This is a genomic window from Salinicola endophyticus, assembly GCF_040536835.1.
In the GTDB taxonomy this organism is placed as follows: domain Bacteria; phylum Pseudomonadota; class Gammaproteobacteria; order Pseudomonadales; family Halomonadaceae; genus Salinicola; species Salinicola endophyticus_A.
In genome coordinates, this window is sequence record NZ_CP159578.1 from 3,171,343 (window position 1) to 3,187,591 (window position 16,249).

Below are 16,249 nucleotides of genomic sequence, written 5' to 3' on the forward strand. Positions count from 1 at the left end.
CCCGCTGCCGGATAGACAGGGAGAACTGCCATGAAATATCGTCTCTGGATGTTACCCGCTATCGCCATGGGTTGCGGCCTGAGTACCGGCGCCATGGCCAACGATGGCACCCTTTCCTACGCTGAACTCGATGGCCTGCTCGGCAAGGCCGAGCAGTACGGCTTCAGCCGCTACGAAAAACTCGACGTCGACCGCGACGACAATGTGCTGGAAGTCGAGGGCTGGCGCAACGACGGCTGGGAGCTGGATATCTCGATGCAGCTCGACGACACCAGCCTGACCCGCGAGAGTCAGCGCCGCTCCAGCGTGCCCGACTGGAGCCTCACCGGCGACCAGTTGCGCCAGGCGCTGAGCCATGCCCAGGCGCGCGGGATGCAACGCTTCGACGAACTCGAGGTCGATAGTAATGGGCACGTCGAGATCGAAGGCTACGATGCCAACCAGCGCGACCTCGATCTCGACCTGCGCCGCGACGCACTCACCGCCACCGGAGAGACCCGATGACAGATCATCGCCAACAGCAGCAAAACGCCGCCTGGCGCGCCGCGCAGCAGTGGCGCGAGCGGGTCGACCGGACCCGCCCCGGCCAGGGTGCGAGCGGGCTGAGAATGCTCTTCACCTGGCTGATCTTCGGGATCGTGCTGTTCGTCGGCACCCTGCTGGGGCTGTTCTTCCTGCTCGTCGGCTGGGCCATGCTGCCCTTCCTGCGCCATCGCATGAAGAAACGCGCCGAGCAGGTCCGCGCTTCCCGCGCCCAGTACGCCGGTGGCAGCGCCGACCATGCCGAGCCCGGCGGCGAGCCCCGCAGCCAGCGCGTGCTGGAAGGCGAGTACGAGGTGCGCTCCGAACGCTGAGACCGCCCTTCCGCCCCACGCTTCCCCTTCGAGCGACCGCGCCGACGCCACCACAGTGACGTCGGCGCGGTCGTCTTGCGGCCATCGCTCCCACACCAGCCTTGAAGCGAGACGTTCAGACGAACGACCCGCGTGCACGGCGTGCCGAGACGCGATAGAGTTTTCTTAGACCTTGGTCGCAGGCCGTACCCGGCGCACAGGTACCCACAACAATAACGCCCAGGCTACCCCATGACCGCTACCCGACGGCTGCTGCAAGCAGCCAGTAAGCTCCAGCGCGAGCAGCTCACGGCGCTCTCCGACATCGTCGCCGTGGTGACCGACATCAGTCGCTGCGTGCACGCACTGCAGCGCGAGCGCGGCAGCTCGATCATCTATCTCGGTTCCGGCGGCAGCCGCTTCGGCGCGCAGCGTGACCAGCGCATCGCCGACAGCGAGCTCGCCCAGTCCACCCTGGAACAGCGCCTGGCCCCCTGGACCGCGGCCGACGCGAGTGGCGCCCTGCCGTGCGGTCTGGCCAACGTACGCCTGCTGGTGAGCGTCGCCGCGGTCTGGCAGGATCTGGACGCCCTACCCGATCTGCGCCAGCGCATCACCACCCAGCAGCTCAGCGCCGACGATACCCTGCGCGCCTTCAACCAGTTGATCGGCCATCTGCTGCAGGTGATCTTCGAGGCCGCCGATACCGCCAGCGATCCCGACATCACACGCCGGCTGGTGAGCCTCTTCCATTTCATCCAGGGCAAGGAGCTGGCCGGACAGGAGCGCGCCTGCGGCGCTCTGGGCTTCACCCTGGGACACTTCGACACGCCCCATCGCGACACCCTGGAAGCGCTGATCGGCAGCCAGCGCCGCTGCTTCGAGACCTTCGCCGAGTTCACCAGCCGCGACAGCCTGGCCCGCTGGCAACAGCTCCAGTCCGGCCCGCTCAACGACACCTTCGAAGCCCTGCGCGAACTCGCCTGCAGCGGCGCACCGCTGGCGCGGACGCTCGAGAACCCTGGCGAACAGTGGTACGCCGTCGCCACCCAGCGCATCGACGCCATGCACGAGGAAGAGACGCGCCTGCTCGAGGCCCTGCGCGCGAGCTGCCGCCAACGCCTGCAGCAGGCCGCGCCCCCCGAGGCGGCGGCTAGTCTCGATGCGCTGCCCCAGGAGCTGCTCTGGGCCAGCCCGGTGGCACTGTTCACACAGGACCAGCAGACGCCCGCCGGCGCGCTCACCCTCGACACCATCGAGTCGCGCTTCAACCGCTCGCTGGTCGAGCTGGTCCAGGCACAGAACGCGCGCCTGCAACGCCTCGGCGACGAGCTCGAGAGCACCCGCCAGGCGCTGCGCGAGCGGCGCGAGATCGAGCGCGCCAAGGGCCTGCTGATGACCCATCAGCAGCTTTCCGAGGCACAGGCCTACCGCCTGCTGCGCAAGACCGCCATGGACCAGAGCAAGCCGCTGATCGAGGTGGCGCGTAACGTCATCCAGGTGGTCGCGATGCTCGACGCGGACGCATGACCCGACGGTAGGCAGCCTGGACACCCTCTTTTCTAACCACTCACGCGCTGGTGCATGCGCGCGCGTCGTTGCACCAACATCTGGCGGCACAGCCGCCACGCCCCCCAGGCAAATCCGAGCCGTCGGCGTCAGCCAATTGATTTTGCTCGACTACCGCCATGTTGGCACCCCGCCTGCTTTGTCTCTCGTGGCGGGCCAACGGCGGCTCGCGCTCAGGCATCCCCTGGCGTACTGACCCAGACAGGGTCGGCAACGGATCGGGCAACGGCGCCCATCGTCGATTCATGCACGGCATGAATCGACGATGGGCGCCGTTTTGCGTTCTCCCCCGCGACATTCGCGCGACGACTGCGGAGCACCTCCCCCAATGGACATTCGACACAAAGCCAATCGGATTCGACTCTTCAGCTTCTCGACTCCCCCCATGCGAGCCTTCCATCTCTCCTGGTTCGCCTTTCACGTCTGCTTCTTCGGCTGGTTCGGCATCGCCCCACTGATGGCGGTGGTACGTGACGACCTGGGGCTGACCAAGACCCAGATCGGCAACACCATCATCGCCTCGGTGGCGATCACCGTGATAGTGCGGCTCGCCATCGGCCTGCTGTGCGATCGTATCGGGCCACGCAAGGCCTACACCTGGCTGCTCTGCCTGGGCTCGCTGCCAGTGATGTCGATCGGCCTGGCCGACAGCTTCGAGAGTTTCCTGCTCGCGCGCCTGGCGATCGGCGCGATCGGCGCCTCGTTCGTCATCACCCAGTACCACACCAGCGTGATGTTCGCGCCCAATGTGGTCGGCACCGCCAACGCCACCACCGCCGGCTGGGGCAATCTCGGCGGCGGCACCACCCAGATCCTGATGCCGCTGGTGTTCTCCGGCATCCTGATGCTGGGGGTCAGCGAAACGCTGGGCTGGCGCCTGGCCATGGTGGTGCCGGGTATCGTGCTCTTCTTGACCGGGCTGGCCTACTACCGCTTCACCCAGGACGCCCCCGACGGCAACTTCAGCGAGCTGCGCGCGCGCGGCGAGCTGCCCGCCGCGGATCGGGCCCACGGCGCCCGCCAGAGTTTCATGGCAGCGATCAAGGATGTGCGCGTCTGGGCGCTGTTTGCGGTCTATGCGGCCTGCTTCGGGGTGGAGCTGACGATCAACAACATCGCCGCCATCTACTTCTTCGATCAGTTCGACCTCGATCTCGCCACCGCCGGGCTGATTGCCGGGCTGTTCGGACTGATGAATCTGTTCGCGCGCACGCTGGGCGGCGTGTTCTCGGATCTGTTCGCCCGCGGCAGCGGCCTCAAGGGGCGGGTACGCTGGCTGTTCGTCGCCATGCTGTGCGAGGGTATCGCGCTGATGGGCTTCGCCCAGATGCAGACGCTCGCCGTGGCCATCGCCATCATGCTGGTCTTCAGCCTGTTCGTGCAGATGGCCGAGGGCGCCACTTTCGGGGTGGTGCCCTTCATCAACAAGCATGCCCTGGGCGCAGTGGCCGGCATCGTCGGGGCCGGCGGCAATGCGGGCGCGGTGGCCGCAGGCTTCCTGTTCCGCAGCGAGGCGCTCACCTATCAGCAGGGGCTTTTCTATCTGGGTGTCACGGTGAGCCTGGTGTCACTGGCGACCTGGGCGATCCGTTTCAGCCCCGCGGCGGAAGACGAAGCGCGCGAGGCCTACCACGAGGCCGACAGCCGTCGCGGCCATACACCCAACGACACACCGAACACCCTGGCCACCCACTGAGCGCCTGCGCCAGACCGAACACCACGGGCCCGCTCGGCCCGTGGTGTAGCCCCTGCCGCCAGCACGCTCAGCGCGCTCCCTCCTCGACCAGCCCTTCGGGCTGGACCGCCGCCATGGGCTTCATCAGCAGCTTGCTGGCCGCATAGTAGACGATGGCGCCCAGCGCCGAGCCGGTGAACCAGCCGTAATCGTAGAACCAGGTCCAGACCCCCGCGACCAACGAGAACAGCGTCAGCGCCACCGGCACCAGAAAGGCGATGAAACCGGCCGGGTTGTAGGCCGGGTACGCGGCGCCGTCCTGGTAGAGGCTGGCGACGTCGAGCCACTGACGCTTGATCAGGAAATAGTCCACCGCCATGATCCCGGCGATCGGCCCCAGCAGGCTCGAATAGCCCAGCAGCCAGTTGGAGTAGAGACTCTCCAGGGTCACGCCGGCATCGATCAGCCCGGCCTTCTGCAGCAGGTCATAGCCCATCAGCAGCACGCCGACCAGGCCGGTCAACAAGGTGCCGCGGGTCTGATCGATCAGCTTGGGGGCGATGTTCTGGAAGTCGTTGGTCGGCGACACGATGTTCGCCGCGGTATTGGTCGACAGCGTGGCGACGATGATCAGCACCATGGCAATGACCACCCACACGGGGCTGTCGATGTGGCCGATCAGACTGACCGGATCGGAGACCGTCTCGCCCACCAGCGAGGCCGAGGCCGCGGTCATCACCACCCCCAGGGCGGCGAAGAAGAACATGGTCAGCGGCAGGCCGATGATCTGGCCCACGATCTGGTCCTTCTGGCTCTTGGCGAAGCGGCTGAAGTCGGGAATGTTGAGCGACAGCGTGGCCCAGAAGCCGACCATCGCGGTCAGCCCGGCGAAGAAGTAGCCGAACACCGACGCGCCCTCCGGGCGTGACGGCGGCTGGCTCATCAGCTCGTCGATCGAGACGTGGGGCATCGCCCACACCATCAGCCCGATCCCCACCGCGAGCAGCAAGGGCGCGGCCAGCGTCTCCAGCCACTTGATCGACTCCGCGCCGCGAATCACCACGTAGAGGTTCATCGCCCCGAACAGGAAGAAGCCGATCACCTCGCCGACGCCATCCAGCGCCCGCCAGGGCGGAAAGATCGCCGACAGCAGCAGATGGATGGCCAGACCGCCGAACATGGTCTGGATACCGAACCAGCCACAGCCCACCAGGGCCCGGATCAGACACGGCACGTTGGAGCCGCGAATGCCGAACGACGACCGCAGCACCACCGGGAACGGAATCCCGAACTTGGTTCCCGGAAAGGCGTTGAGGGTCAGCGGCACCAGCACCACGATGTTGGCCAGCAGGATGGTGAGCAGCGCCTCGCCAACACTGAGGCCGAAATAGGCAGTGAGCACGCCGCCCAGGGTGTAGGTGGGCACACAGATCGCCATGCCGACCCACAGCGCGGCGATATTCCAGCGTGACCAGGTTCGCGCCTCGAGGCGGGTCGGTGCGATGTCCTCGTTGAAGCGCGAACTCCCTCGGACGTCTTCGCCGACCTCGAGTTCGACGAGTGCGCCGCGCCGAACGGCACGTGATGTCGATTCGGTCATTGTTGTTGTCTCCTCGTATGGCTATCCGGTCTCCCCGACGGGGCCAGCACTCGACTCGCAAGAAACGTGCCCGAACGCGGCGCCATATCGCTGAGCAACATCGCCTCTTGGCCACCGACGCGCCCAACGCGACCCAACTCATTGTTTTTCGAGACACTAAAAAATTGACTACAGGGTCAGTTTTTAATGCAAGCACCCAGCTGAGCCAGGCAGATAGAAAACATGCAGAAACGGGGACAGAAAGGCACGCCAAAACTTGCCAAATCAGTGCATTCACATAGCCAAAAAACGCCTGAAACAACCTCCAAACAAACCATCAACTCTTTTATTTTCAATGCAATAAAAAAAATCCACCAGAATGGCGCATGATGTCGCCATCTTGGTGAAAAACCGCCTAGAAAGCGCTAATTTATTGTTTTAAAAGCCTTTTGAAACCCACCCAAAAAACACTTGCCACATCCTGACAAGCGGGTCTAGCTTCGACATTATCCTGTCTCCATAGTCAGGTTATTGAAGTCCTAACAACAAGACACTCAAGCGAGGCACCGTGCATGGAAAAGGTAAAGATCGGCCTGATCCAGATGGCCCTGAAGACCACGACTGACCTGGCGCCGGAAGCCATCCGTGACGCCATGAACGAGGCGCACCTGCCCTATATCGAGAAGGCCGCCGCCGCCGGCGTTCAGATACTCTGTTTCCAGGAGGTGTTCAACCAGCCCTACTTCTGCCCCAGCCAGGACAAGAAATGGTATGCCGCCGCCGAGCAGGTGCCCGACGGCCCGACCTGTCGCATGATGCAGGAGCTCGCGGCCAAGCACCGCATGGTGATCGTGGTGCCGATCTACGAAGAAGCAGCGACCGGGGTCTACTACAACACCGCCGCGGTCTTCGATGCCGACGGCAGCTATCTCGGCAAGTACCACAAGACGCACATCCCCCAGGTCGCCGGCTTCTGGGAGAAATATTTCTTCAAGCCCGGCAAGTCCGACTGGCCGGTATTCGACACCGCCTACGGCAAGATCGGCGTCTACATCTGCTACGACCGCCACTTCCCCGAAGGCTGGCGCGCGCTGGCACTCAACGGCGCCGAGATCGTCTTCAACCCCTCGGCCACCGTGGCCGGTCTCTCGCAATATCTGTGGGAACTCGAACAGCCCGCCTCGGCGGCGGCCAACGGCTACTTCGTCGCCGCCATCAACCGGGTCGGCAACGAGGCCCCCTGGGACATCGGCGAGTTCTACGGCAGCTCCTACATCGCCAATCCGCGTGGCCAGATCGAGGCCAAGGCCAGTGACACCCAGGACGAGCTGCTGATCCACGAGGTGGATCTGGCGATGGTCCGCGAGGTGCGCAACACCTGGCAGTTCTTCCGCGACCGCCGGCCGGAGACCTACGCGCGCCTCACCGACGGCGAATGACGAGGCCCGCCGGAAACGGGCCGTGCTCACCACCTTTCCGGCGCCCCCTCGCTCACACTCGGGCCGAGAATATCTCGGCAGCGTGCCGACTCGACAACAATTCCAAGAGGTTACATCGCATGGCGACCCTTCTGATCCGTGGCGGCACCGTCGTCACCCACGACGCCACCTACCGCGCCGACGTACTCTGCGTCGACGGCAAGATCGCCGCCGTCGGCCCCGACCTGGAAGCCCCGGGCGATGCCGAGGTAATCGACGCCGGCGGCCAGTACGTGATGCCCGGCGGCATCGACCCACATACCCACATGCAGCTGCCGTTCATGGGCACGGTGGCCAGCGAGGACTTCTACACCGGCACCGCCGCGGGGCTGGCCGGTGGCACCACCTCGATCATCGACTTCGTGATCCCCAACCCCGGCCAGCCGCTGCTGGAGGCCTTCCAGACCTGGCGCGGCTGGGCCGAGAAGGCGGCCAGCGACTACGCCTTCCATGTCGCCATCACCTGGTGGGACGACGACGTCCACGCGGACATGGGCACTCTGGTGCGCGAGCACGGCGTCAACAGTTTCAAGCACTTCATGGCCTACAAGAATGCCATCATGGCCACCGACGACATCCTGGTGGCCAGCTTCACCCGCTGCCTGGAACTCGGCGCCGTGCCCACGGTACACGCCGAGAACGGCGAGCTGGTCCATCACATGCAGCAGAAGCTGCTCGCTCAGGGGCTAACCGGCCCCGAGGCCCACCCGCTGTCGCGCCCGCCGCAGGTCGAGGGCGAGGCCGCCAGCCGCGCGATCCGCATCGCCGGCACTCTGGGCGCGCCGATCTACGTGGTGCACGTCTCGTGCAAGGATGCCCTCGACGAGATCACCTACGCGCGTCGCCAGGGCCAGCCGGTCTACGGCGAGGCGCTCGCCGGGCACCTGCTGATCGACGACAGCGTCTATCGCAGCAAGGACTGGCTGCAATCCGCCGGCCACGTGATGAGCCCGCCCTTCCGCAGCCCCGAGCACCAGGCGGCACTCTGGACCGGCCTGCAGTCCGGCAACCTGCAGACTACGGCCACCGACCACTGCTGCTTCTGCGCCGACCAGAAGATGATGGGCAAGGACGACTTCACCAAGATCCCCAACGGCACCGCCGGTATCGAGGATCGCATGGCGGTACTCTGGGACGCCGGCGTGGGCGGCGGGCGCATCTCGATGCAGGAGTTCGTCGCCGTCACCTCCACCAACACCGCCAAGATCTTCAACCTCTACCCGCGCAAGGGGGCGATCCAGGCAGGCTCCGACGCCGACCTGGTGGTCTGGGACCCCAACGGCACTCGCACCATCTCGGCCAAGACCCACCACCAGAACGTCGACTTCAACATCTTCGAGGGCAGGACGGTCACCGGCATCCCCCGCCATACCGTCAGCCAGGGCAAGTGGGTGTGGCGCGACGGCGACCTGCGCGCCGAGCGCGGCGCCGGCCGTTACCTCGAGCGCCCGGCCTATCCGGGTGTCTTCGACGTGCTCAAGCGGCGCGCCGAGCGCAACGCGCCCACGGCCGTGGAACGCTGAGTCGCCCGCTACGCCCCGTACGCCCCATCACGAAAATGACAACAACCGGCCCGCCGCATCGCCCAGAGCGAACGGCGGCGCCGAAGGAGACCGACCGTGACCGATTCCCTCGATCACCTGCCCCGGGCCGGCGACGGCGGCCGTGACGCTGCGGCGCTGGAAGCCAACTTCCGCGACCTGCACCCGCCGCTGACCCAGCGCCAGGCGATCATCGAGAGCCAGCGCTGCCTCTACTGCTATGACGCGCCCTGCATCGAAGCCTGCCCCTCGGACATCGACATCCCGCGCTTCATCCGTGAGATCAGCGAGGACAACATCAACGGCGCGGCCCAGACCATCCTCGAGGAGAACATCCTCGGCGGCAGTTGCGCCCGGGTCTGCCCCACCGAGATCCTCTGCGAGCAGAGCTGCGTGCGCAACCACGACGCCGAGTGCCAGCCGGTGCTGATCGGCCTGCTGCAGCGTCACGCCATCGATCACATGCACTTCACCGAACACCCCTTCCCGCGCGCCGCCGATACCGGGCGTCACGTCGCCGTGGTCGGCGCCGGCCCGGCGGGGCTGTCCTGCGCCCACCGCCTGGCGACCCACGGCCATCGGGTGACGATCTTCGAAGCCGATCCCAGGCCCGGCGGGCTCAACGAATACGGCATCGCTCGCTACAAGCTGGTCGACGACTACGCGCAGAAGGAGATCGACTTCCTGCTCGCGGTCGGCGGCATCGAGATTCGCCATGGCCAGCGGCTCGGCGACAACCTCGACCTCGCTACCCTCAAGCGCGATCACGACGCGGTCTTCCTCGGCCTGGGGCTGGGCGCCAGCCGCCGCCTGGGACTGACCGGCGAGGACGCGCCGGGCGTCGCCACGCCGGGGTTGATGCCGGCCACCGACTACATCCGGACGCTGCGAGAGACCGACGACCTGAGCACGCTGCCGCTGGCGCGACGCTGCGTGGTGATCGGCGCCGGCAACACCGCCATCGACATGGCGGTGCAGATGGCACGTCTCGGCGCCGACGAGGTCACCCTGGTCTACCGGCGCGGCATCGACGCCATGCCCGCCACCGGCCACGAACAGGAGATCGCCCGCGCCAACGGCGTCAAGATCGTCACCTGGGCGCGTCCCGAAGAGATCCTGCTCGATGCCGAAGGCCGCGTGGCCGGCATGCGCTTCGCGCGCACCCAATCCCGCGACGGCACCCTCGTGGCTACCGGCGAGACACTGGAGATCGCCGCCGACGGCGTCTTCACAGCGATCGGCCAGGCCCTCGACGAGGCGCATCTGGCGGCTATCCCGGGGCTGGAACGCGAAGGCGGCAAGGTCCACGTCGACGGCCACTTCCGCACCGACCTGCCCGGCGTCTACGCCGGCGGCGACTGCATCGCCCTGGGGCAGGATCTCACCGTCCAGGCCGTGCAGCACGGCAAGCTGGCCGCCCAGGCCATTCATCAGGATCTCATGGCCCAGCAGGAGGTGGCGTAATGAAAGCGATCGCCAAACGACCCGACGTCGACCTGAGTATCGAGTTCGCCGGCATCAAGTCCCCCAACCCGTTCTGGCTGGCCTCGGCGCCGCCCACCGACAAGGCCTACAACGTCGAACGCGCCTTCGAAGCGGGCTGGGGCGGCGTGGTGTGGAAGACCCTCGGCGAGGACCCGGCGCCGGTCAACGTGTCGTCGCGCTACTCGGCGCATTTCGGCAAGAACCGCGAGGTGCTGGGCTTCAACAATATCGAGCTGATCACCGACCGCAGCCTGGAGACCAACCTGCGCGAGATCACCGAGGTCAAGCAGCGCTGGCCCGATCGCGCGCTCATCGTGTCGATCATGGTGCCCTGCGTCGAGGAGAGCTGGAAGGCGATCCTGCCCCGGTTCGAGGCCACCGGCGCCGACGGCATCGAGCTCAACCTGGGCTGTCCCCACGGCATGCCGGAGCGCGGCATGGGCGCCGCGGTGGGCCAGAACCCCGACTTGATCGAGCAGGTCACGCGCTGGTGCAAGACCTACTCGCGGCTGCCGGTGATCGTCAAGCTGACCCCCAACATCACCGACATCCGCGAGCCGGCCCGTGCCGCATTGCGCGGTGGCGCCGACGCCGTGTCGCTGATCAACACCATCAACTCGATCACCTCGATCGACCTCGACCACATGGTCGCCCGACCCACCGTGGGCCACCAGAGCACCCACGGCGGTTACTGCGGCGCGGCGGTCAAGCCGATCGCCATGAACATGGTCGCCGAGATCGCCCGCGACCCGGCCACCCAAGGGTTGCCGATCTGCGGCATCGGTGGGATTTCCAACTGGCACGACGCCGCCGAGTTCGTCGCTCTCGGCGCCGGTGCGGTGCAGGTCTGCACCGCGGCCATGCTCCACGGCTTCCGCATCGTCGAAGAGATGCAGGATGGCCTGGCACGCTGGATGGCCGAGAAGGGCTATCGACGCCTGAGTGACTTCTCCGGCAAGGCGGTGCCGCATACCACCGACTGGAAGTATCTCGACATGAACTTCCAGACCATCGCCCACATCGACCAGGACCAGTGCATCCAGTGCGGACGCTGCTACATCGCCTGCGAGGACACCTCGCACCAGTCGATCGCCAAGCTCGTCGACGAGGCCGGTGCGCGACGCTACGAAGTGATCGAGGAAGAGTGCGTGGGCTGCAACCTGTGCCAGATCACCTGCCCGGTGGAAGGCTGCATCACCATGGTGACGCAGGAGAGCGGCAAGCCCTACCTGAGCTGGAACGAGGACCCGCGCAACCCCTTCCGCGAATCGGCGTGATACCCGCCTCGAGATGGCTACGACGCCCCGGCCACGAGCCGGGGTTCTTCTTTACGACGAACAGGAGGCGCACTCAGGGCGACAACCCGATCCCCCGCAGCAGGGTGCTGGTCACGGTCTGCACCGCACGCTCGAACTGCCTGTCGTCGAGCGGGGCATCGTCGTTGAGCAGGTAGATCTGGTGATCGAAATCGGCGTAGTGCTGGGTCGAGGCCCAGATCATGTACAGCAGATAGGAGGGTTCCACGGGCAGAATGCGTTCGGCCTCGATCCACTCGCGGATCTTGGCCTCCTTGAGCTTGGCCCACTCGTAGAGGTTGTCGCGCAAACAGTCGCCGAGCACCGGGGCGCCCTGCATCACCTCCGCCGCCCAGACCTTGGAGCCGGCGGCGCGATTGCGCGAATGCAGCATCTTGGCGCGGATATAGGTCGACAGTACGATGCGCGGGTCGTCGTAGAGCTCGAAGCACAGCGCATCCTGCTTCCAGACCTCGAGCAGGCCGAGCAATACCTCGCGGTACAGCTCCCCCTTGGTCGAGAAGTAGTAGTGCACGTTGGATTTGGGGATCTCGGCCAGCTGGGCGATCTCGCCCATCGAGGCGCCAGCATACCCCTTTTCGGCGAACACCCGCTCCGCCGCCAGCAGAATGTTCTCGACATTGCGCTGGCGAATTTCTCCCTTCTGCTTGGCCATGCCACCTCTCTGACCCCGTCGATTCTCCGCTGCGCGACCAGTCTATCATCGCGTCTGCGGTGAGACGTCAGCCGGTGTTCGTCCTCGCACCCGAGGCAGACACCACAAGCGGCCCCTGGCGAGTCGCGGGCAACACGCGCCTCAATCAGCGTGGGCTGCAGCGACCGCGGGCGTCGGCGCGGCGGGCGAGGTGTGCGTCATCGCCACCACGCTGCCCACCACGATCAGACAGGGCGACGGCAGCGGCGACTCGGCCAGCCGTGCGGGCATGTCCGCCAGGGTGCCCACCAGCGCCTGCTGCTCGGGCAGCGAGGCGTGGCTGATCAGCATCATCGGCCACTCATCCGGCAGGCCGGCAGCGCGCAGGCCGTGGCAGATCGCCGCCACCTTGGACAACCCCATGTAGAACACCAGCGTCTCGTCGCGACGCGCCAGCGCGGCCCAGTCCGGCGTGCCCTGCTCCCGACAGAGCTGGGCGGTGACGAAGCGCAGCTGCTGGGCGTGGGCGCGGTCGGTCAGCGGGATACCCATGGCCGCGACCGCCGCCGAGGCGGCGGTGAGCCCGGGGACGATCTCGACCTCGGCTCGGGTCGTGGCGAGTGCCGCCAGCTCCTCGCCCATGCGCCCGAAGACCCCCGGGTCGCCCCCCTTCAAGCGCACCACCCGCTTGCCCGCGCCGGCCAGTCTCGCCAGCAGCGCGCCGATCTCCGCCTGGGGCACGCTGTGGTGGCCGCGCGCCTTGCCCACGTAGTAGCGCTCGCAGCCCGCCGGCAGCAGCGCCAGCACGTCGTCGCCGACCAGGCGGTCGTAGACCACCGCCTCGGCCTCGGCGATCCGCCGGGCGGCGCGCAGGGTCAACAGGTCCGCGGCGCCAGGACCGGCGCCGACCAGGCTGACACGCCCGTGAGGAGCGGCGTCCGGGGTAACGGCACCGGCGCCGGCAAGGTCGACGCCGCGCGCTGCCTCCGGCCTCAGCCACTGGCGACCGCGCTGCCACAGCCGCGCCCAGCGGGCGCCGAAACGGGAGTCGTGGATACTGAGTTCAGGCATCGACATGGGCGCTCTCCTCTTCGATCAGCGCTTTCAATTCGGGTTGGCAGGAGCCGCACTGGGTGCCGCAGGCGAGCCGCGCCCCCAGCGCCTCCACGCTGCTATCGCCGGCACGGATCGCGGCGACGATGCGCCGCTGGCCGACCTGATGGCAGCTACAGACGATGGCGCCGTCATCCTCGGCGCCGCTATCGCAGCCGGCCAGGACACGTCGGCGGTCATCGCCCTCGAGCCCGCGGGCGAAGCGCTGTTCGAGCCAGTGCAGCGCAGGCAGCGACGCCGGCGGCCCGACCAGCAGCCACCAGCGCAGCCGGCCGGCCTCGATACCGCTGGCGCGCAGCCGCCCCTGGGCGGCGTCACAGCTCCACTGGGAGACCGCCACCGGCAGCTCGGCCGCCAGCCACGCCAGCCAGTCGCGCCCGGCGCTCTCCGGGGCACCGCCGAGCTGCCAGCGCAGCGCGTTGGCGAGCGGAATGCGCGCCCAGTAGTCACAGCCGGGGCGCGGATCGATGCTCATCGCCAGATCGTCGGCGACGAGCAGCGTCGCCTCCCAGGCCAGCGGCAGCGGCCGCAGCGCCACCGCGCCGTGCTTCGATTCGGGCTGCCCGGAGAGCGGATCGACGTGGGCCTGGATCAGCGCATTGACCTTGGCACGACCGCTGAAGGCCGCGTTCCAGTGCATCGGTGCGAACAGCTCACCGCGGCGCTGCGCCTTGGCCAGGCGCGCACGGGCCCGATAGCACCCACCGGCTGCCGCCAGTTCGACCAGCTGCTGATCCTGGATGCCGGCGTAGGCGGCATCCCGCGGGTGGATCTCGACGAACGGCTCGGCGCGATGGTTCATCAAGCGTGGCGCGCGGGCCGTACGCGTCATGGTGTGCCACTGATCGCGGATGCGCCCGGTATTGAGACGCAGGGGATAGCGCGCCGCGAGCGCCTGTGCGGGAGCACGGGGGCGCACCGGCAGTAGCCGCGCGCGACCGTCGGGCGTGGCGAAACGGCCATCCACGAACAGCCGCGGCGTGCCCGCCGGGGCACTTGCGTTGACCGGCCACTGGATCGGCGCCAGGGCGTCGTAGCCTTCGCGGTCGAGATCGGCCAGGCCCGAGATATCGAAGACCCGCCAGGGGCTATCGGCCTCTTCCGCGCCCGCAGGGCTATCACCGTTCTCGAACCCCGAGAGCCGGGCATGCTCGGCGAAGATCTGCGCCGGATGGCGGTAGGCGAACGCCTCGGCGTAACCCAGGCGGGCAGCGACCTGACTCAGCGCCCACCAGTCGTGACGTGCCTCCCCCGGTGGCGGCAGCAGCCCGCGCTGGCGCGAGATACAGCGCTCCGAGTTGGTCACGGTGCCATCCTTCTCCGACCAGCCGGTGGCCGGCAGCACGATATCCGCCACCTCCAGGATCTCGGCGTTGGCCAGGCAGTCGGAGACGATCACCAGCGGACAGGCGGCCAGAACGCGCTTGATGTGATCGGCCTGCGGCAGGCTGACCACCGGATTGGTGGCCATGATCCACAGCGCCTGGATTTCGCCGCGCTCGATCGCCTCGAACAGCGCCACCGCCTTCAACCCCGGACCCTCGGGCAGGCTCGGCGTCAGCCCCGGTGTACCCCAGAAGCGCGTCACCCGCTCGATCGCCCCCGGCGAGTCGTAATCCATGTGCGCCGCCAGCTGGTTGGCCAGACCGCCGACCTCGCGCCCGCCCATGGCATTGGGCTGGCCGGTGATCGAAAAGGGCCCGGCGCCGGGCAGACCCAGCTTGCCGCCGGCCAGATGGCAGTTGATGATCGCCTGGCACTTGTCGCTGCCGCTGCTCGACTGATTGATGCCCTGGGAGTAGAGCGTGACCACGTGCAGCTGGCTGGCGAACCAGTAGTAGAAGGTCTCCAGACGCTCCAGATCGATATCGCAGTCGGCAGCGATGGCCGCGAGCGAGACATCGTCTTCCCGCGCCGCGGACAGGGTCTGTTCGACCCCCTGGGTGTGGCGCTCGAGATAGGGGCGGTCGAGGCGCCCGCTGGCCGCCATCCACGCCAGCAGGCCAGTGAACAGACGCGCATCGCTGCCGGGGGCGATCCCCAGATAGAGATCGGCGATCTCGCAGCTGTCGGTGACCCGCGGGTCGATCACCACCACCCGCAGCAGCGGATTGCGCTGCTTGGCCGCCTTCAGCCGTTGGTAGAGCACCGGATGATTCCAGGCCGGATTGGCGCCCACCAGTACCACCAGCTCCGCACACTCCAGATCGGCGTAGCAGCAGGGCACGGCGTCGGCCCCGAAGGCGCGTTTGTAGGCACTCACGGCCGAGGCCATGCACAGCCGCGAATTGGTATCCACGTGGGGGGTGCCCAGGAAGCCCTTGAACAGCTTGTTGGCGACGTAGTAATCCTCGGTCAACAGCTGACCGGAGAGATAGGCCGCGACCGACTGCCGGCCATGCTCGCGCTGGGTCGCTGCCAGCCGCTCGGCAAGGGTATCGAGCGCACTGTCCCAGTCGACCCGCTGGCCATCCACCTGCGGGTAGAGCAGCCGCCCTTCATGTCCCAGCGTCTCGTGCAGCGCACTCCCCTTGACGCACAGCCGCCCGCCATTGGCCGGATGGCTGCGCGTTCCCGCCACCGCCGAGGGCTTGCCGTCGCTGAAGGTGATATCGACACCGCAGCCGACGCCGCAATAAGGGCAGGTTGTGGTGCCCTTGGAAGGCGGGCAAGTCGTGGTGCCCTTGGAAGGCGGGCAAGTCGTGGTGCCCTTGGAAGGCGGGCAAGTCGTGGTGCCCTTGGAAGGCGGGCAGGTGGTGGTGCCCTCCCCCATCACGTCGCCGGCGCCAGCGGCTCGGGGCGTCGCTGGCGAGGTGGGTTGAGATGCAGTTCGAGATAGCGGCATGAACTCCTCCCTCGATGCGCCAACAGCAGTGGTTGACGTCGCCTGGCGCTGCTCGGGGCGTCTGCGTCAGGGCTGGTGGTCATAAAAATGGGCACAAAAAAAGCCCGACCCCAAGCCGTAGCCTGGTGTCGGGCCTCGTTGCCCGTACCGCGTGCCCTGCCTCGAGCCCACGGATACTGAA

At 67.1% G+C, this 16,249-nt stretch carries 12 protein-coding genes; 8 read left to right on the forward strand and 4 right to left on the reverse strand.

Annotation, left to right across the window (positions count from 1 at the left end):
- Positions 1-30 precede the first annotated feature (30 nt).
- The 4 genes from ABV408_RS14435 to ABV408_RS14450 all read left to right on the forward strand — a co-directional run bounded on the left by ABV408_RS14435 (position 31) and on the right by ABV408_RS14450 (position 4,098).
- On the forward strand, positions 31-504 hold the full coding sequence (locus ABV408_RS14435; RefSeq protein WP_353979601.1) for a hypothetical protein: 474 nt from the start codon (positions 31-33) through the stop codon (positions 502-504).
- Positions 501-854 (forward strand): hypothetical protein, encoded by a 354-nt coding sequence (locus ABV408_RS14440; RefSeq protein ID WP_035474115.1) that lies wholly within the window; start codon positions 501-503, stop codon positions 852-854. The genes ABV408_RS14435 and ABV408_RS14440 overlap by 4 nt, the downstream gene beginning before the upstream one ends.
- Positions 855-1,085: 231 nt before the next feature.
- The gene (locus ABV408_RS14445) at positions 1,086-2,363 is read left to right on the forward strand and encodes a nitrate- and nitrite sensing domain-containing protein (RefSeq protein WP_353979602.1); all 1,278 of its coding nucleotides are present in this window, start codon (positions 1,086-1,088) and stop codon (positions 2,361-2,363) included.
- A gap of 367 nt (positions 2,364-2,730) precedes the next feature.
- On the forward strand, positions 2,731-4,098 hold the full coding sequence (locus ABV408_RS14450; RefSeq protein WP_353979603.1) for a NarK family nitrate/nitrite MFS transporter: 1,368 nt from the start codon (positions 2,731-2,733) through the stop codon (positions 4,096-4,098).
- A gap of 67 nt (positions 4,099-4,165) precedes the next feature.
- On the opposite strand, the gene ABV408_RS14455 is transcribed toward ABV408_RS14450, so the two are convergent.
- Positions 4,166-5,677 (reverse strand): NCS1 family nucleobase:cation symporter-1, encoded by a 1,512-nt coding sequence (locus ABV408_RS14455; RefSeq protein WP_353979604.1) that lies wholly within the window; start codon positions 5,675-5,677, stop codon positions 4,166-4,168.
- A gap of 551 nt (positions 5,678-6,228) precedes the next feature.
- Between ABV408_RS14455 and ABV408_RS14460 the strand changes: the two genes are divergently transcribed.
- The 4 genes from ABV408_RS14460 to preA all read left to right on the forward strand — a co-directional run bounded on the left by ABV408_RS14460 (position 6,229) and on the right by preA (position 11,437).
- Entirely contained in the window at positions 6,229-7,095 is an 867-nt protein-coding gene (locus ABV408_RS14460; RefSeq protein ID WP_353979605.1) for a nitrilase-related carbon-nitrogen hydrolase, read from the forward strand.
- 119 nt (positions 7,096-7,214) lie between these two features.
- Complete coding sequence (hydA, locus tag ABV408_RS14465; RefSeq protein WP_353979606.1) at positions 7,215-8,657, forward strand: dihydropyrimidinase; 1,443 nt, start codon at positions 7,215-7,217, stop codon at positions 8,655-8,657.
- A 96-nt stretch (positions 8,658-8,753) separates the two neighbouring features.
- On the forward strand, positions 8,754-10,139 hold the full coding sequence (locus ABV408_RS14470; RefSeq protein ID WP_353979607.1) for an NAD(P)-dependent oxidoreductase: 1,386 nt from the start codon (positions 8,754-8,756) through the stop codon (positions 10,137-10,139).
- Positions 10,139-11,437 (forward strand): NAD-dependent dihydropyrimidine dehydrogenase subunit PreA, encoded by a 1,299-nt coding sequence (gene preA, locus ABV408_RS14475; protein WP_353979608.1) that lies wholly within the window; start codon positions 10,139-10,141, stop codon positions 11,435-11,437. The genes ABV408_RS14470 and preA overlap by 1 nt, the downstream gene beginning before the upstream one ends.
- Before the next feature lie 73 nt (positions 11,438-11,510).
- Here the strand turns inward: preA and ABV408_RS14480 are convergent, their stop codons facing one another.
- The 3 genes from ABV408_RS14480 to ABV408_RS14490 all read right to left on the reverse strand — a co-directional run bounded on the left by ABV408_RS14480 (position 11,511) and on the right by ABV408_RS14490 (position 16,068).
- Complete coding sequence (locus ABV408_RS14480) at positions 11,511-12,131, reverse strand: TetR/AcrR family transcriptional regulator (RefSeq protein WP_207032332.1); 621 nt, start codon at positions 12,129-12,131, stop codon at positions 11,511-11,513.
- Between the two features lie 141 nt (positions 12,132-12,272).
- Positions 12,273-13,187, reverse strand: a complete 915-nt coding sequence (cobA, locus tag ABV408_RS14485) for a uroporphyrinogen-III C-methyltransferase (RefSeq protein ID WP_353979609.1) — start codon at positions 13,185-13,187, stop codon at positions 12,273-12,275.
- Positions 13,174-16,068 (reverse strand): molybdopterin-dependent oxidoreductase, encoded by a 2,895-nt coding sequence (locus ABV408_RS14490; protein ID WP_353979610.1) that lies wholly within the window; start codon positions 16,066-16,068, stop codon positions 13,174-13,176. Before ABV408_RS14490 ends, cobA begins: the two co-directional genes overlap by 14 nt.
- Between the last annotated feature and the right edge of the window lie 181 nt (positions 16,069-16,249).